19 protein-coding genes and 1 riboswitch are annotated in these 21,825 nt (G+C 67.8%); of the genes, 9 read left to right on the plus strand and 10 right to left on the minus strand.

Annotated elements, in window-relative coordinates; translation table 11 throughout:
* Positions 1 to 13 precede the first annotated feature (13 nt).
* Positions 14 to 1,843, minus strand: a complete 1,830-nt coding sequence (gene recQ / locus ACM1PE_RS01225) for a DNA helicase RecQ (RefSeq protein ID WP_118932363.1) — start codon at positions 1,841 to 1,843, stop codon at positions 14 to 16.
* A 94-nt stretch (positions 1,844 to 1,937) separates the two neighbouring features.
* The gene (locus ACM1PE_RS01230; RefSeq protein ID WP_419342401.1) at positions 1,938 to 3,242 is read right to left on the minus strand and encodes a fimbrial protein; all 1,305 of its coding nucleotides are present in this window, start codon (positions 3,240 to 3,242) and stop codon (positions 1,938 to 1,940) included.
* A gap of 217 nt (positions 3,243 to 3,459) precedes the next feature.
* Between ACM1PE_RS01230 and ACM1PE_RS01235 the strand changes: the two genes are divergently transcribed.
* The 5 genes from ACM1PE_RS01235 to ACM1PE_RS01255 all read left to right on the plus strand — a co-directional run bounded on the left by ACM1PE_RS01235 (position 3,460) and on the right by ACM1PE_RS01255 (position 8,982).
* Complete coding sequence (locus ACM1PE_RS01235) at positions 3,460 to 4,161, plus strand: response regulator (protein ID WP_054457345.1); 702 nt, start codon at positions 3,460 to 3,462, stop codon at positions 4,159 to 4,161.
* Positions 4,161 to 5,732: a sensor histidine kinase gene (locus tag ACM1PE_RS01240; RefSeq protein ID WP_059371620.1), complete on the plus strand. Its 1,572-nt coding sequence runs from the start codon at positions 4,161 to 4,163 to the stop codon at positions 5,730 to 5,732. Before ACM1PE_RS01235 ends, ACM1PE_RS01240 begins: the two co-directional genes overlap by 1 nt.
* Positions 5,733 to 5,820: 88 nt before the next feature.
* Positions 5,821 to 6,894 carry a Holliday junction branch migration DNA helicase RuvB gene (ruvB, locus tag ACM1PE_RS01245; protein ID WP_054457342.1) on the plus strand — a complete coding sequence of 358 codons (1,074 nt, stop codon included), beginning with the start codon at positions 5,821 to 5,823 and terminating at the stop codon, positions 6,892 to 6,894.
* Positions 6,895 to 7,003: 109 nt separating this feature from the next.
* A complete protein-coding gene (locus tag ACM1PE_RS01250) occupies positions 7,004 to 7,969 on the plus strand; it encodes a threo-3-hydroxy-L-aspartate ammonia-lyase (RefSeq protein WP_059371621.1) in 966 nt (321 codons plus the stop codon).
* 104 nt (positions 7,970 to 8,073) lie between these two features.
* Positions 8,074 to 8,982, plus strand: a complete 909-nt coding sequence (locus ACM1PE_RS01255) for a complex I NDUFA9 subunit family protein (RefSeq protein WP_251877763.1) — start codon at positions 8,074 to 8,076, stop codon at positions 8,980 to 8,982.
* Between the two features lie 7 nt (positions 8,983 to 8,989).
* On the opposite strand, the gene ruvA is transcribed toward ACM1PE_RS01255, so the two are convergent.
* From ruvA to ACM1PE_RS01285, 6 genes are all read right to left on the minus strand, one after another.
* Positions 8,990 to 9,562 carry a Holliday junction branch migration protein RuvA gene (gene ruvA / locus ACM1PE_RS01260; RefSeq protein WP_013391723.1) on the minus strand — a complete coding sequence of 191 codons (573 nt, stop codon included), beginning with the start codon at positions 9,560 to 9,562 and terminating at the stop codon, positions 8,990 to 8,992.
* A gap of 125 nt (positions 9,563 to 9,687) precedes the next feature.
* Positions 9,688 to 10,236: a crossover junction endodeoxyribonuclease RuvC gene (gene ruvC, locus ACM1PE_RS01265; RefSeq protein ID WP_054457336.1), complete on the minus strand. Its 549-nt coding sequence runs from the start codon at positions 10,234 to 10,236 to the stop codon at positions 9,688 to 9,690.
* Positions 10,236 to 11,825, minus strand: coding sequence for a bifunctional phosphoribosylaminoimidazolecarboxamide formyltransferase/IMP cyclohydrolase (gene purH, locus ACM1PE_RS01270; protein ID WP_419342405.1), 1,590 nt, complete (start codon positions 11,823 to 11,825; stop codon positions 10,236 to 10,238). The genes ruvC and purH overlap by 1 nt, the downstream gene beginning before the upstream one ends.
* 101 nt (positions 11,826 to 11,926) lie before the next feature.
* A complete protein-coding gene (locus ACM1PE_RS01275; RefSeq protein WP_006217670.1) occupies positions 11,927 to 12,166 on the minus strand; it encodes a helix-turn-helix domain-containing protein in 240 nt (79 codons plus the stop codon).
* A 36-nt stretch (positions 12,167 to 12,202) separates the two neighbouring features.
* Positions 12,203 to 13,228 carry a tRNA dihydrouridine synthase DusB gene (dusB, locus tag ACM1PE_RS01280; protein WP_054457331.1) on the minus strand — a complete coding sequence of 342 codons (1,026 nt, stop codon included), beginning with the start codon at positions 13,226 to 13,228 and terminating at the stop codon, positions 12,203 to 12,205.
* Between the two features lie 114 nt (positions 13,229 to 13,342).
* Entirely contained in the window at positions 13,343 to 14,512 is a 1,170-nt protein-coding gene (locus ACM1PE_RS01285; protein WP_059371626.1) for a UbiH/UbiF/VisC/COQ6 family ubiquinone biosynthesis hydroxylase, read from the minus strand.
* A gap of 79 nt (positions 14,513 to 14,591) precedes the next feature.
* Between ACM1PE_RS01285 and ACM1PE_RS01290 the strand changes: the two genes are divergently transcribed.
* Positions 14,592 to 15,065 (plus strand): hypothetical protein, encoded by a 474-nt coding sequence (locus tag ACM1PE_RS01290; RefSeq protein WP_059371627.1) that lies wholly within the window; start codon positions 14,592 to 14,594, stop codon positions 15,063 to 15,065.
* 16 nt (positions 15,066 to 15,081) lie between these two features.
* Here ACM1PE_RS01290 and ACM1PE_RS01295 read toward each other — a convergent pair whose 3' ends face one another.
* A complete protein-coding gene (locus tag ACM1PE_RS01295) occupies positions 15,082 to 16,425 on the minus strand; it encodes an aminopeptidase P N-terminal domain-containing protein (RefSeq protein WP_118932899.1) in 1,344 nt (447 codons plus the stop codon).
* 121 nt (positions 16,426 to 16,546) lie between these two features.
* A riboswitch (yybP-ykoY riboswitch) is annotated at positions 16,547 to 16,785 on the plus strand.
* Positions 16,786 to 16,792: 7 nt separating this feature from the next.
* Here ACM1PE_RS01295 and ACM1PE_RS01300 point away from each other — a divergent pair.
* Positions 16,793 to 17,797, plus strand: coding sequence for a sodium:calcium antiporter (locus ACM1PE_RS01300; RefSeq protein ID WP_118932898.1), 1,005 nt, complete (start codon positions 16,793 to 16,795; stop codon positions 17,795 to 17,797).
* 109 nt (positions 17,798 to 17,906) lie between these two features.
* Here ACM1PE_RS01300 and ACM1PE_RS01305 read toward each other — a convergent pair whose 3' ends face one another.
* Entirely contained in the window at positions 17,907 to 18,206 is a 300-nt protein-coding gene (locus ACM1PE_RS01305) for a hypothetical protein (protein ID WP_124260367.1), read from the minus strand.
* 28 nt (positions 18,207 to 18,234) lie between these two features.
* Here ACM1PE_RS01305 and ACM1PE_RS01310 point away from each other — a divergent pair, with 28 nt between their 5' ends.
* Positions 18,235 to 18,585, plus strand: coding sequence for a hypothetical protein (locus ACM1PE_RS01310; protein ID WP_059371631.1), 351 nt, complete (start codon positions 18,235 to 18,237; stop codon positions 18,583 to 18,585).
* 421 nt (positions 18,586 to 19,006) lie between these two features.
* Positions 19,007 to 21,805: a magnesium-translocating P-type ATPase gene (mgtA, locus tag ACM1PE_RS01315; protein ID WP_419342411.1), complete on the plus strand. Its 2,799-nt coding sequence runs from the start codon at positions 19,007 to 19,009 to the stop codon at positions 21,803 to 21,805.
* Positions 21,806 to 21,825 lie beyond the last annotated feature (20 nt).

Raw genomic sequence — 21,825 nt, forward strand, 5'->3', positions numbered from 1 at the left:
GCCGGGGCTGCCGTCACAAGACCGGCCTGGCGACGCGCTGCAGGATCTCTTCGCCGTAGGCTTCCAGCTTGCGGGCGCCCACGCCGCTGATGTGGCTCAGCTCGTCCATGGATTCGGGCTGGGCCAGCGCGATCTCACGCAGCGTGGCGTCGTGGAAGATGACATAGGCCGGCACGCCATGGCTCTTGGCTACTTCGCCGCGCCAGGCGCGCAGAGCCTCGAATACGGGCTGCAGTTCGGCCGGCAGGTCAATCGCCGCCGCCTTGGGGCGGCCGCTGCCGCTCTTGCCCGAGCGCGGTTTCTTTTCGGATTCGCGGCGCAGCATCAATTGGCGCTCGCCCTTGAGCACGGCGCGGCTGCCTTCGGTCAGGGCCAGGGTGCCGTAGCCTTCGTGGTCCACCGTCAGCAGGCCTTGCGCCAGCAACTGGCGCAGCACGCCGCGCCAGGCGGTATCGCTCAGGTCCGCGCCCACGCCGAATACGCTCAGCGTTTCGTGGCCGTGCTGCTTGGTGCGGTCCGTGACCTTGCCGCGCAGGATGTCGATGATGTGGCCGGCGCCATAGCGCTGGCCGCGCTCCTTCCACAGGCGGTAGACGGCGGACAGCACCTTCTGCGCCGCAACCGTGCCGTCCCAGGCCTGGGGCGGTTCCAGGCAGACGTCGCAATTGCCGCAGGCGGTGATCTGCTGGCCGAAGTAGGCCAGCAGACGCACGCGCCGGCATTCCACGGTTTCACAGAGCCCCAGCATGGCGTCCAGCTGCTGGCCCAGGCGGCGGCGGTAGGACTCTTCGCCCGGCGATTCGTCGATCATGCGGCGCTGCTGCACCACGTCCTGCAGGCCGTAGGCCAGCCAGGCCGTGGCCGGCAGTCCATCGCGGCCGGCGCGGCCGGTTTCCTGGTAATAGCCTTCCACCGACTTGGGCAGGTCGATGTGCGCCACGAAGCGCACGTCGGGCTTGTCGATGCCCATGCCGAAGGCGATGGTGGCCACCATGACCACGGCGTCCTCGCGCAGGAAGCGCGCCTGGTTGGCGGCGCGCACCTGCGCGCTGAGGCCGGCGTGATAGGGCATGGCGTCGATGCCCTGGTTGCACAGGAACTCCGCGGTCTCTTCCACGCGGGCCCGCGACAGGCAATAGACCACGCCGGATTCGCCTTCATGATCGGTCTGGATCATTTCCAGCAATTGCTTGCGCACCTCGTTTTTTTCGATGATGCGGTAGCGGATGTTGGGGCGGTCGAAACTGGAAACGAAGTGGCGCGCATCGTCCAGCGACAGGCGCTGGGCGATTTCGCTGCGGGTGTCGGCGGTGGCGGTCGCGGTGAGCGCGATGCGCGGCACGTCCGGCCAGCGCTCGTGCAGCATCGACAGGCCCAGGTATTCCGGGCGGAAGTCGTGGCCCCACTGGGACACGCAGTGGGCCTCGTCGATGGCGAACAGCGCGATGCGGCCGCGTTCCAGCAATTGCAGGCAGCGGTCGGTCAGCAGGCGCTCGGGCGCCACGTACAGCAGATCCAGCTCGCCGGCCAGGAAGGCCTGCTCGACGTCGCGGGCCACCCGCCACTCCTGGGTGGAGTTGAGGAAGGCTGCGCGCACGCCCAGTTCGGTCAGGGCGTCGACCTGGTCCTGCATCAGCGCGATCAGGGGCGACACGACGATGCCGGTGCCTTCGCGGACCAGGGACGGAATCTGGTAACAGAGCGATTTGCCGCCGCCCGTGGGCATGAGGACCAGCGCGTCGCCGCCGTCGATCACCTGTTCGACAATGGCTTGCTGGTCGCCGCGGAAGGATTCGTAACCGAAAACGCGCTGCAACACGCCGAGGGCGCGCGCGTCAGACATGGGGGTAGGCCGGGAGCATCATGGCAGGGATTTTAAGCCGCAATTCCGCCGGACCTTTTCCGGCAGGGAGATTTCTGTCCTTGCCGCGGTCTGCCTACCAGCTCAGCCAGGTGCCGCGCATGAAGGTATCCACGGGCATGCTGAGGTTGGCGCGCCATTCGTAGTTGCCGGAAATGATGTCGCGGTCCGCGCCCACCGCCAGCTTGACCTTGGGTGAGACGAACATGCTGTGCGACAGGCCCACGCGCTGCTCGGCCAGCTCGGAGCCTTCCCGCAGCCCCGAGTAGGTGCCGCTGAGCACCCCCCAGCCGGTGATGGGGACGCCCGCGGACAGCGTGTTGCGGGTGTGCGCCGCCGAAGCTCCGCCGCCCGAGTAGCTGGACAGGTCGCCGTAGCCCGCGCCGACCTGCTCGTTGGAATAGCCCAGGTTGACGGCGTCGGCCACGGCCACGTTGTAGTCGAAGCGGTAGCGCCAGGCGCTGGCCGCGTCGAACGAGCTTTGCGTGGCTCCGGCGCGGAAAGTTCCGTAGTCGCCCGCGGCGTAGGTGGTGCCCATGCCGCGCGTCGTGAGCGACGGCGCGCTTTGCATCTGGCCCTCCAGGGTCAGCGTCGGCGTGAGGCCGTAACGCACGCTGCCGCTGCCCACCGGGTCGCCGTAATCCACGGCTCCGGAACTGGCGGCGGGATCCATGTGGTTCAGGCGGCCCAGCGACGAGGAATAGCCGAAGCTGCCTTCCGGGACCGTGGCGCCGGATCCGGCCCAGTTCGAGATCTGCAGTCCGCCCACCGGCGCGCCGCTGCCCCAGGCCGGCGCCTTGGCGTCGATGTTGCCGACGGCGACGGAGGGGCCCGAGGTATTGCGGTAGACCCAGTTGCGGTTGCCGCCGTAGCGCAGGCCCTCCTGGCTGTTGGCGGAGGCGAACCAGGGCCGGGAGGCGCGCGACACGCCGGAGATCATGACCACGGGTATGCGAGGCAGGTCCCCGTCCTGGAGGGTTAGCGAGTAGTCCGGCGCGGGCTCCTCGGGCGTCGCGAGCACCGTGCAATCCTGTGGAACCGGGGCGGGCTGGGCGTCGCCGGACAGTCCCAGTCCGGTGCCGGGGATCAGGTCAGCGTCGCCCGTGCCGTGCACGCTGGTGTCCAGCGCCGGTTCCATGGTCTGCATGTCGCAAGGGGACGGATCCAGCGGGACGGCGCGCGATGCCATCGACGCCGCGGGGCGCACGGGCATGGGCTGAACCGGGGACAGTATGCCGATGCCGCGCGCCGAGGGCGGAGCGGGCATATAGGGGGACGCCGCAAGCGGATCGGCCGCGGCCGGGGCGATCGGGCAGGCGACGACCGCGGCCAGCGCGGCGCGCAACAGGGTTTTTCGCCAGAGGAATGCAGGGGCGACCATAGGCACAGTGTAGAAAGGGAGCGTCGCCTTGCCTGTAAACGTTTTTTAGCAAAGCGGACAGAAGGCGGGCCGGGTTCCATTTTAGGGCCAGTTCGCATCGGGCGCTGCGCCGTGGCGGGAAAGCGCTGGTAAACGCGTTCAACATCGTGCAACAGGTATATTTCAGTTGATTTCCCGCCTCTTGCGGCTTGTGGCGGCGGGCCGCACTATGGCATCCATGGACAATCCCCACACCAAGCTGCTGGTCGTCGACGACGATCCGGCCTTACGGCAATTGCTGGCCGACTACCTGAACCGGCACGGCTACGACACCCTGCTGGCGCCGGACGCTACCGACCTGTCGTCCCGCATCACCCGCTACGCGCCCGACCTGCTGGTGCTGGACCGCATGCTGCCCGGCGGCGACGGCGCGGACGCCTGCCGCCGCCTGCGCGAGCAAGGCGAGGACATTCCCGTCATCCTGCTGACCGCGCGCGACGAGGCGGTGGACCGCATCATCGGATTGGAGGCCGGCGCCGACGATTACGTCGGCAAGCCTTTTGATCCGCGCGAACTGCTGGCCCGCATCGAGGCCGTGCTGCGCCGCAAGCGCGGCCCGTCCGCGCTGACCAAGGACGCGCCGGTCTCGTTCGGGCCCTTCGTGTTCGATCCCTCCACCCGCCAGCTGTCGCGCGAAGGCACGGTGGTCAAGCTGACCGGCGGCGAAATCAATCTGCTGGAGGCGCTGGTGCGCAACGCGGGCAAGCCGCTGTCGCGCGAACGCCTGCTGGCGCTGGCGCGCGATGACGATGCCGGCGAGCGCAATGACCGCGCCATCGACATCGCCATCCTGCGGCTGCGCCGGGTCATCGAAGACGACCCCAAGCAACCGCGCTGGATCCAGACCGTCTGGGGCATCGGTTACCGGTTCTCGCCCTGATGCGCTTTGCTCCTGGCTTCCTGGTGCCGCGCTCGCTGCGGGCAAGGCTGATCCTGCTGATCCTGGGCTCGGTCCTGCTGACGCAGGCGGCCACCTTGGTGACGGTCTCGTACTTCCGGCACAAGTTCATGGAAGACGTAGCCATCGGCTATATCGTCACCACCATCCGCACCTTGCGCGCCGCGGTGTCGCAGGTGCCGGCGGAGGAACGCGCCGACTTCGTGCGCACGGCCTCGCAGAACCAGTGGCGGCTGTGGTCGCGGGTGCTGCCCGCCGAGGCCAAGCTGCAGCGATTCAATGGCCGCCGGCCACCGCCGAAGGCGGCTCCGAAGCCGCCGCCTCCGCCGCCTCCGCCGCCCGCGGACATGCAGATGCACGGCCCGCCGGCGCCGCCGCCCCCGGAAGTGCGCGACGAAGAACACGGCGATGAACGCGCCAGCGCCAGGGAAGGCGAGCGCGCGCGCGAACGCGACCGCGAAGAACACAGCCGCCGCTACCAGCCCGAACCGGACGACATCCGCCGCGATCTGCGCGTGCTGGTGCAGCAGCTCAATGAACGCCTGAACGACGGCACGCGCGTGGCGCTGTCGCGCGGACCGACGCCGGAAATCTTCATCTCGCTGGCGCCCAATCCCGCCAGCGAGGACGCGCCGCGCCTGCGCGAATGGCTGGTCATCCCGCTGGACCGCCTGGATCCGCCGGTCGCGACGCCGTTCATCGCCGCCTGGCTGGGCGGCCTGGGGTTGCTGCTGTTGCTGGCGGTGGGTTTTTCCTGGCACATCACGCGTCCTATCACCCGGCTGGCCGACGCGGCCGACCGGCTGGCGGCGGGGCAGCCGCAACGGGTCGAGCCGTCGGGCCCGCACGAAACGCGGGTGCTGGGAGAGCGTTTCAACGCCATGCTGGACGCGCTGTCCGAATCCGATTCGGTGCGCCGCACGCTGCTGTCGGGCCTGCCCCACGACCTGAAGGGACCCCTGTCGCGGATGTGGCTGCGCATCGAACTGGCCGACGACTCCAAGCTGAAGGAGGGCTTGCGCGCGGACCTGCAGGACATGCAGCACATGGTCGACCAGTTCATCGGCTTCGTGCGCGGCACCGATCCGGCCGCCTACCGCTACGCCTCGATGCTGCTGTCCGACTGGCTGACCGAGCGCGTGGGCGCCTGGCAGGGCGCCGGCACCGACATCAGCCTGCGGGCCGGCGACGACGTTGCAACCCTGGTGGTGCAGGCGGACGCCGTGGCGCTGGGCCGCCTGCTGGACAACCTGATCGGCAATGCGCTGAACCATGGCGCGCCGCCGGTCCAGGTCAGCCTGCGGCACGAGGGTCGCCACGCGGTGCTGGACGTGGCCGACCACGGTTCCGGCATCGTGCCGGAACGGCGCCAGGAGGCCCTGCGCCCGTTCAGCCGCCTGGACGACGCGCGCACGCGCACCGGCAGCGTGGGCCTGGGCCTGGCGCTGGCCGAGGCCATCGCGCGGGCCCATGGCGGCTCGCTGGAGCTGCTCGAGGCGGAGTCCGGCGGGTTGTGCGTGCGGGTCAAGCTGCCGCTGTCCGAGACGTCCTAGGGGCGCCCGCAAGGGCGCTCGCTTCTCCCCGGGGCGGGTCGCGCTACGGTACGATGCATCCTGCTCAGCATTTTGTCGTTCCCGCACCATGGCCATCCAGTCCGATTCGCTTTCCTCCCGTCCCGACGCCCCCCGTATCGTGGCGCCGCAGCCGGTCTCGCCCAACGAGGAGTCGATCGAACGCGCCCTGCGGCCCAAGGCGCTGGACGAGTATGTCGGCCAGCAACGCGCCCGCGAGCAGCTGGAGATCTTCATCGCCGCGGCCAGGAAGCGCGGCGAGGCCCTGGACCACGTGTTGCTGTTCGGCCCCCCGGGCCTGGGCAAGACCACGCTGGCCCACATCATTGCGCATGAAATGGGCGTGCAGCTGCGCCAGACCTCCGGTCCGGTGCTGGAGCGCCCGGGCGACCTGGCGGCGCTTCTGACCAACCTGGAAAAGAACGACGTCCTGTTCATCGACGAAATCCACCGCCTGTCGCCCGTGGTCGAGGAAATCCTCTATCCGGCGCTGGAGGATTTCCAGATCGACATCCTGATCGGCGAAGGCCCCGCCGCGCGCAGCGTGAAGCTGGACCTGCAGCCCTTCACCCTGGTCGGCGCCACCACCCGCGCCGGCATGCTGACCAACCCCCTGCGGGATCGCTTCGGCATCGTGTCGCGGCTGGAGTTCTACAACGCCGCCGATCTCGGCCACATCGTCACGCGCAGCGCCGGCCTCCTGAACGCCGGCATCACGCCGGACGGCGCGGCCGAAGTCGCGCGCCGCGCCCGCGGCACGCCCCGCATCGCCAACCGGCTGCTGCGCCGGGTGCGCGACTACGCCGAGGTCAAGGCCGGCGGCACCATCGATGCGGACGTTGCGGGCCGCGCGCTGGCCATGCTGGAAGTGGACCCGCAGGGCCTGGACCTGATGGACCGCAAGCTGCTCGAAGCCATCATCCACAAGTTCGATGGCGGTCCCGTCGGCGTGGACAGCCTGGCCGCCGCCATCGGCGAAGAGCGCGACACCATCGAGGACGTGATCGAGCCCTATCTCATCCAGCATGGCTATCTGCAGCGCACGCCGCGCGGCCGCACCGCCACGCTGACCACCTGGCGCCACCTGGGGCTGACTCCGCCGGCCGGCGCCACGGCGGGTTCGGGCGATCTCTTCGGGAAGTAGGCTGCCGGCAAATCGGACCGAACCCGGGCGCCGGACGGCGCCCGAAGTCGGCCGCGGGTTTATCATCCGGAGGTTTTGATTATTCTCCGCGATCAAAGGACCCAAGCCCATGCAGCCCGAATTGCCCACCTATGACGACGTCGTGCGCGCCAGCGAGCGCCTGGCCGGCAACGCGCACCGCACGCCCGTACTGACGTCGACCACCGCCGATGCGATCAGCGGCGCGTCGGTCTTCTTCAAGTGCGAGAACTTCCAGCGCATGGGCGCTTTCAAGTTCCGCGGCGGCTACAACGCCATCGCCCGCCTGACCCCGGAACAGCGCGCCGCCGGCGTGGTCACGTTTTCGTCGGGCAACCACGCGCAGGCCATCGCCCTGGCCTCCAAGCTGCAAGGCGTGCAGGCCACCATCATCATGCCGCTGGACGCCCCCGCGGCCAAGCGCGCGGCGACGGAAGGCTATGGCGGCAAGATCGTCACCTACGACCGCTACACCGAGGACCGCGAGGCGATCGCCCGCCGCATCCAGGCCGAAACCGGCGCCACCCTGATCCCGCCCTACGACCATGAAGACGTGATCGCCGGCCAGGGCACCGCCGCCAAGGAACTGTTCGAGGAAGTGGGCGAACTGGACTACCTGTTCGTCTGTCTGGGCGGCGGCGGCCTGCTGTCGGGGTCGGCCCTGTCCGCCTACGCGCTGAGCCCGCGCTGCCTGGTCTACGGCGTCGAGCCCGAGGCTGGCAACGACGGCCAGCAGTCCTTGCGCAAAGGTGAAATCGTCCGAATCCCGGCGCCCAAGACCCTGGCCGACGGCGCCGCCACGACCCACCTGGGCAACCTGACCTTCCCGCTCATCCAGAAGCATGTGCGCGACATCGTCACTGTCACGGACGAACAGCTGGTCACCACCATGCGGTTCTTCGCCGAACGCATGAAGATGGTGGTGGAACCCACAGGCTGCCTGGGCGCGGCCGCGGTCATGCAGAACGTGGTGCCGGTACGCGGCGCGCGAGTCGGCGTCATCATCAGCGGCGGCAACGTCGACCTTCCGGCCTACGCCAAGCTGCTGGCGGGTTGAATCCCCCTCGGGCGGTCCCCACGCGGGACCGCCGATGCGCGCTTGCGGTTGTAGCGTGTGCAAGGCAGAATCGGAACTGAATCCTGACGAACAGGGGCTGCGGCATGCGTATCCTTGTCATCGGCGGCACCGGTTTCATCGGCCGTCATCTGGTAGCGCGGCTTTCCGCGGATCAGCATCAGATCGTCGTGCCCACCCGGCTTTACAGCCGCGGGCGCGACCTGCAGATTCTTCCCACCGTCACCCTGCTCGAATGCGACGTGCACGATGACGCCACGCTGGACGGCCTGGCGCAGGGTTGCGACGCGGTCATCAACCTGGTGGGCATCCTGCACGGCAACGCCGGCCGTCCCTATGGCTCGGCGTTCGCGCGGGCCCACGTGCTGCTGCCGCAGCGCATCGCGCAAGCGTGTCGCCGCCAGGGCGTGCGCAGGCTGATACACATCAGCGCGCTGGGCGCCGATTCCAACGGCGACAGCATGTACCAGCGTTCCAAGGGCGACGGCGAAGCCGCCATCAAGCAGGAATTCCAGGGCAATCGGGATGGGGGCTGGACCATCTTCCGCCCTTCGGTGGTCTTCGGCCCGGACGACAAATTCACCAATATGTTCGCTGGCCTGGCGCGCTGGCTGCCGGTGCTGCCGCTGGCGGGCGCGCACGTGCGCATGCAGCCGGTCTATGTGGGCGACGTGGTCGCCGCCATCGTTTCGGCGCTGGGCAATACGCACACCTGCGGCAAGACCTATGAACTGGGCGGGCCCCAGGTCTACACGCTGGGCGAGATCGCTCGCCTGTGCGCCGCCTGGAGCGGCCATCCGCGGCCCGTGGTCAGCATGCCCATGGGCGTGGGCCGCATGCAGGCCCGGCTGTTCGAATGCATGCCTGGCACGCCGCTGATGTCGCGCGACAACCTGGACTCCTTGCGCCGCGACAATATCTGCAGCGGGCCGATCGCGCCCGAACTGCACGTGGTGCCGACGGGGCTGGAAGCGGTGGCTCCGCGCTATCTGTAAGCCGGTTTCAGCGCACCAGCGCCTTCAACGCCTGCTTGATCCCGTCGGACACGCCCACGCCCTCGGGCAGCGTCTTCAGCGCCGACAGCGATTCCTTTTCCGAGTAGCCCAGCGCCAGCAGCGCATTCAGGATGTCCGACTGGTTGTCCGGCGCCGCGTGCGGCGAGGCGCCGATGTCCGCGCCCAGCTTGCCGCGCATTTCCAGCAGCAGGCGTTCGGCGGTCTTCTTGCCAATGCCGGGCACGCGCGTCAGGCGGCCCGATTCCTGCAGCGTAATGGCCTGCGCCAGGTCCGCCACCGACAGGCCCGACAGTACAGACAGCGCGGTGCGCGCGCCGATGCCGCTGACCTTGATCAGTTCGCGGAAAGCGCTGCGTTCGCCGGCCGAGGCGAAGCCGTACAGGATGTGGGCGTCTTCGCGCACCGTCAGGTGCGTGTAGAGCGTGACGCGCGCGCCCGTGTCGGGCAGCGAGTACAGCGTGCTCATGGGCACGTCGATGTCATAGCCCAGACCGCCCACGTCCACGCAGATGGTGGGCGGGAGTTTCTCGATCAGGGTTCCGGTGATGCGTCCGATCATGGTGATGGTGGCCTGGCAATGGTGAGGCCGCTGAACGCGCGGCGAATGCGGGGATTCTATACGCGCGGGCGCGCATGCGGCGGGAACCGGTCCCGCCTTGCGGAAAATCGCGGCGTGTCGAAGGTTCAGCCGATCAGACGGCCGTTGCGGATGCGGGTCTTGCCGCTCATGCGCAGGGACGCGCCCAGGCGTTCGAGCTTGTCCTGCAGCGGGCCGGCATGGGCATGGCAGATGGCGCAGGCCAGCGCGTCGGCCGAGTCGGGCGCGGGCGCGCCATCCAGCGACAGCAGATGCTGCACCATCATCTGCACCTGCTCCTTGGCGGCGCGGCCGGTGCCGACCACGGCTTTCTTGATCTGCAGCGCGGTGTACTCGTGCACGGGCAGCGAACTGTCGGCCAGCGCGCACAGCGCCGCGCCGCGCGCCTGGCCCAGCAGCAGGGTGGAGGCGGGGTTGGTGTTCAGGAAGATGATTTCCAGCGCGGCCACGTCGGGTTGCGTGTCGCGGGCCACCTGGCGCAGATTGTCCAGGATGACCTTGAGGCGTTCGGACAGCGCCAGCGCCGGCGGGACCACGATGGTCCCGCTGGCCACATAGCGCAGCCGCGGGCCGTCGGCATCGATCACGCCGAAGCCGGTGCGGCGCAGGCCGGGATCGATGCCGAGGACGCGCATCAGTGGCGGAAGTGGCGGGTGCCGGTCAGCACCATGGCGATGCCGTGCTCGTCGGCCGCGGCAATCACTTCGTCGTCGCGCACGCTGCCGCCCGGCTGGATCACGCAGGTCGCGCCAGCGGCCACCACCACGTCCAGGCCGTCGCGGAACGGGAAGAAAGCGTCCGACGCCACGGCCGAACCCTTCAGGGTCAGGCCCGCGTTTTCCGCCTTGATCGAGGCGATGCGGGCCGAGTCGATACGGCTCATCTGGCCCGCGCCCACGCCCAGGGTCATGCCGCCGCCCACGAACACGATGGCGTTGGACTTGACGTACTTGGCGACCTTCCAGGCGAACATCAGGTCGTTCATCTCGGCTTCGGTGGGCTGGCGCTTGGTGACGACCTTGAGCGCGTCGCGCGGCACGTTGTAGGCGTCCGGGCTCTGCACCAGCCAGCCGCCGCCCACGCGCTTGATGTCGAAGGCGTTCTGGCCAGTGCCCATCGGCACTTCCAGCACGCGCACGTTCTTCTTGGCGGCCAGGATGGCCAGCGCGGCGCCGTCATAGGCGGGAGCCAGCAGCACTTCCAGGAACTGCGAGCTCACGGCTTCGGCCGTGGCGGCGTCGACCGGGCGGTTGAAGGCGATGATGCCGCCGAAGGCCGAGGTCGGGTCGGTCTTGAAGGCCTGCTGGTAGGCGCCCAGCGTGTCGGCCGCGACGGCCACGCCGCAGGGGTTGGCATGCTTGACGATGACGCAGGCGGGCGCTTCGAAGCTGCGCGCGCATTCCCAGGCAGCGTCGGCGTCCGCAATGTTGTTGTAGGACAGTTCCTTGCCCTGCAGCTGGCGGTAGTTGCCCAGCAGGCCGGCCGGACGCTGTGCGTCCACGTAGAAGGCGGCGGTCTGGTGCGGGTTCTCGCCGTAGCGCAGGGCCTGTTCCTGCTTGACCTGCAGGGTCAGGGTGCCGGGCCATTCGTTGCGGGCCGGCACGGCTTCCTGCTTGGGCTCGGCTTCGGCCAGGCTGGTCAGGTAGGCGGCGATGGCGCCGTCGTAGGCGGCGGTGTGGGCGTAGACCTTGGAGGCCAGCGCCAGGCGCAGGCCGTAGGAGGTGTTGCCGCCCTTGTCCATTTCGGTCAGCACGCGCGAGTAGTCGACGGGGTCGATCACCACGGTCACGCCGCCGGCTTCGGTGCCGTGGTTCTTGGCCGCCGCGCGCAGCATGGCCGGGCCGCCGATGTCGATGTTCTCGACGGCGTCGGCGAAGGTGCAGTCCGGCTTGGCCACGGTTTCGCGGAACGGGTACAGATTGACCACCAGCATGTCGATGCGGTCGATGCCGGCCGCCTTGATGGTGTCCATGTGCTCGGCGCTGTCGCGGCGCGCCAGCAGGCCGCCGTGGATCTTCGGATGCAGCGTCTTGACGCGGCCATCGAGAATTTCGGGCGAACCCGTGTGGGCCGCCACTTCGGTGACGGTCAGGCCGGAGTCGGCCAGCAGCTTGGCGGTGCCGCCGGTGGACAGCAGGCGCACGCCGCGCGCGGCGAGGGCGCGGGCAAATTCAACGATGCCGGTCTTGTCGGACACCGAAAGCAGGGCGGTTTCGATTTTCATGGTGAGGGACGGAGTGGGGCGGGAGCGCCTTTCTCGTTCAGGTCGGATGGGAAATCTGGGGGAGCGGGCGGCGCGATGCGCTTGCCGCCCGCGCACGAAAGCTATACCTGGATATTGTGCGCCAGCAACTTCTTGCGCAGGGTGTTGCGGGTGATGCCCAGCATTTCGGATGCCCGCGACTGGTTGCCGCCCGACCTTTCCAACGCCACTTCAAGCACCGGGCGCTCCACGCAGCGCATCACCATGTCCCACATGTCGTGGGGTTCGGATTCGCCCAAGTCTTCGAAATAGCGCTCCAGGCTGGCGCGCACGCATTCTTCCAGGACATCTTTCTTGCTCATTTGAGTACAGATATTTTTATGTTGGTGTTGAGGCGGTTATGCCGCCAGCAGGGCTTCTGCGACCGGCGCCGGATGGGATCCGCCGTCGCGCGAGATAAGGTCGAACCAGTCCGACACGGCCCGCCACTGGTCGCGGGTGTTGTCGATCAGATTCATGCGGGCGCAGAACGAATCCGCCCCCGGCAGGCCGTCCAGATACCAGCCTATGTGCTTGCGCGCCGTGCGTACGCCGGTGTGCTCGCCGTAAAACCGGTAGTGGTCGTCGAGATGTTCGAGCAGCAGCTCGCGCATTTCCCCATAGGAGGGAGGGGCCAGTGTTTCGCCCGTGCGCAGGTAGTGGTCGATTTCGCGGAAAATCCAGGGACGGCCTTGAGCCGCCCGGCCGATCATGACCGCGTCGGCGCCAGTGTAATCCAGGACGTGCCGGGCTTTTTCGGGCGTAGTGATATCTCCGTTGGCGACAACGGGGATTTTCAGCTCGGCCTTGACGGCGCGGATAGTGTCATATTCCGCCTCGCCCGTATAGAGGTCGGCGCGGGTGCGGCCATGCAGGGTCAGGGCGGCGATGCCGGCGTTTTCGGCCATTTTCGCCACCCGCAGGGCATTGCGGCTTTCGCGGTCCCAGCCGGTGCGGGTCTTCAGGGTCACCGGCACGTCCAGCGGCGCGCAGGCGGATACCACCGCGTCCAGGATGCGGGCGATCTGGTCTTCATGGCGCAAGAGCGCTGACCCGGAGGCCACGTTGCAGACCTTCTTGACCGGGCAGCCCATGTTGATGTCGATGATCCGGGCGCCCTTGCTGGCGTTGAACACCGCCGCCTCCGCCATCATGGCGGGGTCGGCGCCGGCGATCTGCACCGAAATGGGGGCGATCTCGCCATCATGGTTCAAGCGGCGGGAGGTTTTGACGCTATCCCACAGCTTGGGGTTGCTCGCGGCCATTTCCGAGACGGCATAGCCCGCCCCCAGCTTCTTGCAAAGCTGGCGGAAAGGACGGTCCGTCACGCCCGCCATGGGCGCGACCAGCACGTTGTTGGGAAGGGTCCATTGACCTATGCGCATGCTCACATTTTAACCGGCTCGCTCGTACCCTCTTTGTCACCTGGAGAACAATTCGTAACAAGGGAAGGCGAAAGCAGACAACCGCCCCATTATCGGGGGCGGATAGGGAAGCGTTCAGGCGCGAAAACCTTGCAGCAGATGCTGCGCCAGCGGCGCGCGCAGCGGAGAGGCCAGATCCATCCCCAATAAGGCCAGGCCGCAGGCGTGCTCCACCGGCGCCAGGCCGGTCGAGAAGATGCGAGGCATCAGATCGGTCAGGCCGGCGGTGATGAAGCGGTCCACGTGGCGCGCCCCGGCGAATTCCGCCAGGGCGGAACCGGGATTGACGTCCGGATGGGCCAGCCAGCTGCCCAGCGTCTGGGCCAGGCGGGCCGCGTCGCGCAGGCCCAGGTTCAGGCCCTGGCCTGCGACCGGATGCAGGGTTTGCGCGGCATTGCCGATGGCCGCCACGCGGCCGTGCACCTGGGCGCGGCGGGCGCTCAGCGCCAGCGGGAAAACATGTCGCGGCGCCTGGCTGGAAAGCCGTCCCAGGCGGTCGCCGAAGGCGGCGGACAGCGCCCGCGAAAACGCGGCGTTGTCCAGCGCCGCCAGTTCGGCGGCGCGCTCGGGCGCGCTGCACCAGACCACCGAATAGGCGTCCGGCGTCTGCGGGTGCGGCAGCAGCGCCAGCGGGCCTTCGGCGGTGAAGCGCTCCCAGGCCCAGCCGCGGCGGGGCAGGGTGGCGTGCGCCGTGGTCAGCACCGCATGTTGGTCGTAGTCGCGGCGCACGTCGGTCGCGCCCGCGCCGTCGGATTGCACTGCGACCCGGCACAGCAGTGTCGCGTCGCCTTGTTCGACGCGCACGCCGTCTGCGTCCTGCATGCCGATCCGCGCGGGCGGCCCTTGCAACACGGTGACGCCGCAAGCGGCCACGCATTCGTCCAGCTTGGCGTGCAGGCCGGAATAGGCGACCACGCTGCCCAGCTGCGGCACGCCGAAATCGGTGTTCTGGATCAGGGTGCGGCCCAGCCGGCCGCGCTGCGATACATGGATGTTGCGGATGTCGGCCGAGCGTTCGGGCCAGGCATGCAGCGACTCCAGCAGCACCCGGCTGCCATGGTTCATGGCCAGCACGCGGGGATCCGTGGCGGGGACTGCCGCCGACGGCGCGACCGCGGCGGGCGCGCTGCCGGCAAGCAGCGCGATGCGCGCGGGGTCGGGCGCCACGCGGGCCAGCATCAGGGCCAGCACGCGGCCCACCGGGCCCGCGCCTAGAATCGCTATGTCGAAGGCGGATGAAGTCATGCCCGGATTTTAACCGTCCACTACAATCCGCAGCAGCCGGCGCGTCTTGGCGCCGTGGCCCTCTTTCCGGTCGATCGACATGACGCAGCTCCAGGCCTCATCCCCAGTGTCCGCCGTTTCCGCCGCTTCCACCCGCCGCCCGCGCGGAAAGGTCGCGGTCGGATTGCTGGCCTGCCTGTTCGGAGCGGTGGGGGCGCATTGGTGGTATCTGGGACGCCGCCATGCCTGGCTGGTGACCGCATACACGCTGATCAGCCTGTTCTGCGCTATCAGCTTCTACCCCGTCTGGTACGACAACCCCGCCTTCTTCCTGGTGTTCATTCCCATGGTCGACGGGTTCATCGAGAGCGCGGTGTTCTCGCTGATGCCGGACGAGAAATTCGACCGCCTCTACAACGAGGGCCTGGGCCGGCCGACCCGGACCGGCTGGGGTCCGGTGCTGGTCGCGATCCTGGCCTGCCTGGTCGGCGCCATCGTGTCCATGTTCGCCATCGCCATGGTGGTGGTCTACACCTGGATCGCCATGGGCTGGCTGGACGGCTACGTCTTTTAGCGCCAGCCCGGCGCGCCTACTCGCGCATCAGCGCTTCGATCTCGCCGGCCTGCACCGGCACGCCGCGGGTGATGAGTTCACAGCCTTCGTCCGTGACCAGCGCGTCGTCCTCGGTGCGGATGCCGATGTTCCAGTAGGCCTCGGGCACGTCGTCTGCGGGCCGCACGTAGATGCCGGGCTCGATCGTCAGCATCATGCCCGGTTCCAGCTGGCGCCAGGGGCGTTCGGCGCCCTGGGTCGGGCCAGGCTGGCGGTAGTCGCCCACATCGTGCACGTCCAGGCCCAGCCAGTGGCCGGTGCGGTGCATGTAGAAGCGGCTGTAGTCGCCGGATTCCAGCACTCCATCCAGCGAGCCTTTCAAGAGTTTCAGGTCCAGCATGCCTTGCGCCAGCACGCGCAGGGCGGCCTGATGGCCGTCGTTGAAGCTGCGGCCGGGCGCCGTGGCCTGGGCGGCGGCATCCTGCGCGGCCACCGTCAGGTCGTATAGCGCGCGCTGCGGACCGCTGTAGCGGCCGTTCACCGGAAACGTGCGGGTGATGTCGCTGGCGTAGCTGTCGACCTCGCAGCCCGCGTCGATCAGCACCAGGTCGCCGTCGCGCAACACGGCTTCGCCAGCCGGGTAGTGCAGCACGCAGGCGTTGGCGCCGGCGGCCACGATGCTGTTGTAGGCCACCGACTGCGCGCCGTGCCGGCGGAATTCGTACAGCAGTTCGGCCTCGATCTCGTACTCGCGCATGCCGGGGCGGGCGACGCGCATGGCGCGCACGTGGGCGCCGGCCGAGATCTTGGCCGCGCGCCGCATTGCCGCGATTTCCGTGGCGTCCTTGATCAGCCGCATCTCGGCCAGCAGCGGCCGGATGTCCTGTTGGCGCGCAGGCGGCGCATGGCCGCCGCGGCTGGCCTCGCGCGCCGCGGTCAGCCAGCGGTGCAGGCGTCCGTCGCTGCGCTTGTCGCCGGCCAGGGGCGCGTACAAGGTGGCATGGTCCTGCAGCAGCGCGGGCATCAGTTCGTCCAGCGCATCGAGCGGATGGGCGTCGTCGAAACCGAAATGCGCCGCGGCGGCCTCGGGGCCGAAGCGCTTGCCCTCCCAGATTTCATGTTCGATGTGGCGCGGGCGGCAGAAGAGCACGGCGCGGTCGGTCGCGCCCGCGGTCAGCACCAGCCAGGCGCCGGGTTCGGTGAATCCGGTCAGATAGAAGAAATCGCTGTCGTGCCGATAGGGATATTCCGCGTCGCGGTTGCGGGTGGCTTCCTGGGCGGTCGCCAGTATGGCGATGCCGCCGCCTGCGGCGCGCATCTGCGCCATCAGGCGTTGGCGCCGCGCGGCGTAAGGGGCGATGTCGTCGGGAGGCAGGCTCATGGCGGACTGGGCGTGAAGCCCGGCAGGGTGAGGATGCCGTTTACTTTACCTGCCATCCCCGGGTTGCGACAGCCCGCAAGGGGCGCGCGGAATTCGCTGGACCGCGCGAGGCAAGCTGCTACAATCGCGGCTCTGTCATTGGGGAGTAGCCATCCTTTGTCCCCACAAAGGAGCTAGCGTCAACAGACTTGGTGGTTCAGCGCTGCGCAGCAGCCGCTAGAACTCCATGGCGCTAGTAGCGGTATCCATGCACGGCGGCATCGCCGCATGGATCAGCCAGGCGAGACCTTTGGCCGCGTTGCGTTCACCCCAGCCGGGCGAGCCGCGACGTCGCGCCAATTGGTTTCTGCTCGTCCGGCTCGCCTATATGTTTCTCACTCTGTTCCTGTTTTTCCTGTCAGCGGCAGTGATCTACTTCGCCTGCGAGTTCTTCGTGAACGGCGTCGAATGGGTCGGCCATCGCTTCCAGCTGGGCGCCACCGCCACCGGCACCGTGCTCGCCGCGTTCGGCACGGCCTTGCCGGAAAGCGCCGTGACTTTCATGGCCGTCGTGTTCGGCGAAACCCCCGAGCAAAAAGACATAGGCGTAGGCGCCGCCATGGGCGGCCCGCTGGTGCTCGCGACGCTGGCGTATGCGGTGGTCGGCCTGGCTTTGTGGCGCGCGCGCCGCGGACGCGCCACGCAGGCGGACTGTATCAACGCGGACCAGCGCCGGCTGGCCCGCGACCAGGCCTGGTTCATGGGCATCTTCATCTTCAAGGTGGGCCTGGGCCTGTTGGCCTTTGCCTGGAAGCCCTGGTTGGGCATCCTGTTTCTGGCCACCTACGGCCTTTACGTCAAGCGCGAACTCAGCAACGACGAGGAAAGCCTGGCCAGCGAAGACCTCGAGCCACTGAAGCTGCGCCCGCGCGACGAGGATCCGAGCATGTTCTGGGCGGTCACGCAGACGATACTGGCGCTGGTCGTGATCGCCGGGGCATCGCATGTGTTCGTGAACCAGATCGAGCTGCTGGGCGTGGCCATGGGCGCGTCGCCTCATGTGGCCGCGCTGTTGCTGGCGCCGGTGGCGACCGAGCTGCCGGAAATCATGAACGCGCTGATCTGGGTGCGCCAGGGCAAGGAACGGCTGGCGCTGGCCAACATTTCGGGCGCCATGATGATCCAGGCGACCATTCCCAGCGCGCTGGGCATCTTCATGACGCCCTGGCTGCTGGACGCTCCCTTGCTGGCGGCGGGCCTCTTCACGATGCTGTCGATCAGCCTCTTGTGGCTGCGTTTCCGCCGTTCGGTCATGAGCGTGCCGGCGTTGTCGGCGGTGGGCGGACTGTATGCCGTGTTCGCCGCCTATCTGGGCTGGCACTTCTACGCTTGACAGTGCGTTGCGCGCGGGGCCTCGGCCCCCGCGGTTTTTTCCACATTCAGGCCCGATTTGGCCCCAAAAGCCTTGTCCATAAGTGGAAACCCGCGTAAACTTCTGCCCGTTATCCATCCCAGGAGCAGTCTTCGTGAATACCGATTCCGGCGAAAGTTGTCGATCTTGCATCGACGTCGCTGTTTAACAGGTCCACGCAGAACTCCGTCTGCCGCAGCCTGTTGAACAGGTTGCGGTTGTATCCCAAGCTCCAGGCGCAAGCCCGGACAATCGCGCAAGCCAGCGGCTTGCCGGGAAACTCCCCAACGTAAACCGCCAGAACCGCCGCAATCCGCAGCGTCAGCGTTCGTGCACGTTTGTCGTGCCTGTCCGCCGAACGCAGCGCGGGCGCGCGCGTATTCGCGATCACGCTCCCCATTCTTGCAATGGAGGTCGTTATGCGTTTCTTCGACTTGTTCCTACGCCGCGCCGGCGTGGACCGCGCCACCGCCCTGGGCCGCCGCCGCGGCACTTCGCGTCTGACGGTCATCTGTCCGCGCGACGAGCTGGGCGCCTTGCGCAAGCAGATCTGCCTGGATTTCAGCGCCGCCGGCCTGGACGTCTCGCAGGTGCAGATCGACCAGGGTCGGGATCCTGGCATGGCATCCGCCTGCATCACCGTCAATTGTCCCCCGGAATTGCGGGGCGAACTGATGTCGCAGGCGCGCCGCCTGAGCGCCAATCCCGCCGTGCGCCACGTGCACTTCGGCACGCAAGCCACGCCAGCCACGCAGGCTGCGCTGGCCTGAAGCCGTCCTTTCTTCCACAGGAGAGATCATGCCTAGTGCCTTAGACCCCGAGCCTCGATTGCGCCCAGTGCGCGGCGCCGGCATGCCTGTCTGACCTGTCTCCTCGCTGCGAGCCGACAGGCAGGATAGTCATCCTGGCCCGTACGGAGTCCGCAGCCAAGAATCGCCGGCCTGGCCTACGTCGCGTGCGCCTCTGCCGCCGGTACCGATTCCTCCGCTAGCTCCCATCCGTTTTCCGCACCCGGCGCATTTCATGCGATCCGGATACCGGCAACATTGCCCCGGCGCCTGCGCACGCCTGTACGCGGCGGTTTGACGGCTTTCTGCGCGAAAGCCGCGGACCGCTGCCGCCTGCGCGCAGCCGCCAGCGGGCAGGGTCGTCCGTGTCTCCAAGAACTACACGTACAACCGGAGCACTCCGATGTTCAAGTTTCTCAAGTCCTTCTTTACGTCGGCGGCGGGCCTGCGCCATAGTGCAAGACATTTCCGCCGTTCGCCCATGCCCGAGCGCGGCGCCACGACGGCCGCCGCGTCCTCCGATACCGCGCGCCATGCCAACCGCCAGATGCTGGACCTGTCGCGCATGGGCTTCGGCGCCTTGTTCGCCCTGTTCGGCAGCAGCCGCGGCGGACTGTCGGAGGCCCAGGCCCAGACCGCGCGCGAACGCTACGGCGCCAACGAGGTCGACCACGAAAAGCCGCTCTCCTGGTACACGCATCTCTGGCTGTCCTATCGCAATCCGTTCAACCTGCTTTTGACCGCGCTGGCGGCGCTGTCCTGGCTCACCGACGTGCGCATGGCCGAACCCGACGACCAGTCCTGGACGGCGGTATTCATCATCGGCGCAATGGTGCTCATCTCCACTGTGTTGCGGTTTGCGCAGGAGCAGCGCTCCAATCGCGCCGCCGAGGCGCTCAAGGCCATGGTGCAGAACACCGCCACGGTGCTGCGCAGCGACCCGGCAGCCGACGCCGAGGGCGACGCGCGCCGATTCTTCGGCGTGGCGCTGCATGTCAGCGGATCGCGCCAGGTCGAGGTGCCGCTGGCGGAGCTGGTGCCGGGCGACGTGGTGCTGCTGTCCGCGGGCGACATGATTCCCGCCGACTGCCGCATCCTGAATGCCAAGGACCTGTTCGTTGCGCAGGCCGCGCTGACGGGCGAATCGCTGCCGGTCGAAAAGTACGCCACGCAGCGCAGCGAGACCGCCAACGCGCTGGAACTTGAGAACATGGCCTTCATGGGCACCAACGTGGTCAGCGGCTCGGGCAGCGCCCTGGTGGTGGCCACTGGCTCGCGCAGCTACTTCGGCCAGTTGGCCGGACGCGTCACGCAGACCAGCCGCGCGCCGACCCAGTTCCAGCAAGGCATCAACCGCGTGAGCTGGGTGCTGATCCGCTTCATGCTGGTCATGGCGCCCATCGTCATGCTGATCAACGGTTTCACCAAGGGCGACTGGATGGAAGCGCTGCTGTTCGCGCTGGCCATCGCCGTGGGCCTGACGCCTGAAATGCTGCCCATGATCGTCACGGCCACCCTGGCCAAGGGCGCCGTGCGCATGTCGCGCCGCAAGGTCGTGGTCAAGCGGCTGGACGCCATCCAGAACCTTGGGGCGATGAACGTGCTGTGCACCGACAAGACCGGCACCCTGACCCAGGACCGCATCGTGCTGGAGCGGCACACCGATGTGTACGGCGCCAGCAGCGACGACGTGCTGGCCTACGCCTATCTCAACAGCTACTACCAGACCGGCCTGAAGAACCTGCTGGATGTGGCGGTGCTGCAGCACGCCGAGGTCGAGCGCAAGCTGGATCTGGCGGCGAAGTACCGCAAGGTCGACGAGATCCCCTTCGACTTTTCCCGGCGCCGCATGTCGGTGGTGGTCAACGAGACCGAGAATGGCCGCGAGCATCACGAATTGATCTGCAAGGGCGCGCTGGAGGAGATGCTGGCGGCTTGCACCCGCCTGCGTGTGGGCCACGAAGAGCATCTGCTGACCGATGCCCGCCGGGCCGACATCCGCCGGGTGACGGCGGACCTGAACCGCGACGGCCTGCGCGTCATCGCGGTCGGCGTCAAGGAAATGCCGCCCACCCAGCAAACCTACGGCGTGGCCGACGAGTCCGATCTGGTGCTGGTCGGGTACATGGCTTTCCTGGATCCTCCCAAGGAATCCACCGCTCCCGCGCTCAAGGCGCTCAAGGCTTCCGGCATCGAGGTGAAGGTGCTGACCGGCGACGTGGAGCTGGTGACGCAGAAGGTCTGCCGCGAGGTGGATTTCGAGGTGCGCAAGGTCTACCTGGGCGCCGATATCGAAGCGATGGACGAGGCGCAACTGGCCGCCGCGGTGCGCGAGGCCAACGTGTTCGCGCGGCTCACGCCGGCCCACAAGGAGCGCATCGTGCGCAGCCTCCGGGCCCAGGGCAACACCGTGGGCTTCATGGGCGACGGCATCAACGACGCGCCAGCCCTGCGGGCGGCGGACGTGGGCATCTCCGTGGATTCGGCGGTCGATATCTCGAAAGAGGCCGCGGACATCATCCTGCTGGAAAAGAGCCTGATGGTGCTGGAAGACGGCGTCATCGAAGGCCGCAAAACCTTCTGCAACATGCTCAAGTACCTGAAGATGACGGCCAGCTCGAACTTCGGCAATGTCTTCTCGGTGCTGGTGGCCAGCGCCTTCCTGCCGTTCCTGCCGATGCTGCCCATTCATCTGCTGGTGCAGAACCTGATGTACGACATTTCCCAGACCGCCATTCCGTTTGACAACGTCGACGAAGAACTCTTGAAGCAACCCCAGCAATGGGACCCCGATGGCCTGGGCCGTTTCATGGTGTTTTTCGGTCCGATAAGCTCCGTGTTCGATATCGCCACCTATGCGCTCATGTGGTACATCTTCCAGGCCAACTCCGCGGAACACCAGACGCTGTTCCAATCGGGCTGGTTCGTCGAAGGCCTGTTGTCGCAGACGCTCATCGTCCATATGATCCGCACGCGCAAGATCCCGTTCCTGCAAAGCCGCGCCGCGTGGCCGCTGATGGGCATGACCCTGATGGTGGTGACGATGGGGCTGCTGCTGCCGTTTTCGCCCTTGGCCGAGTACCTCCAGCTGCAGCCGCTGCCATGGAGCTACTTCCCCTGGCTGGTCGGCATCCTGTTGGCCTACTGCACGCTGACGCAGTTGCTGAAGGGAATCTGGGTCCGCCGCTACGGTTGGCAATAAGTCGATAAGGCCCGCGGCGG

Source organism: Achromobacter sp. PD1, assembly GCF_048541815.1.
In the GTDB taxonomy this organism is placed as follows: Bacteria; Pseudomonadota; Gammaproteobacteria; order Burkholderiales; family Burkholderiaceae_B; genus Achromobacter; species Achromobacter bronchisepticus_A.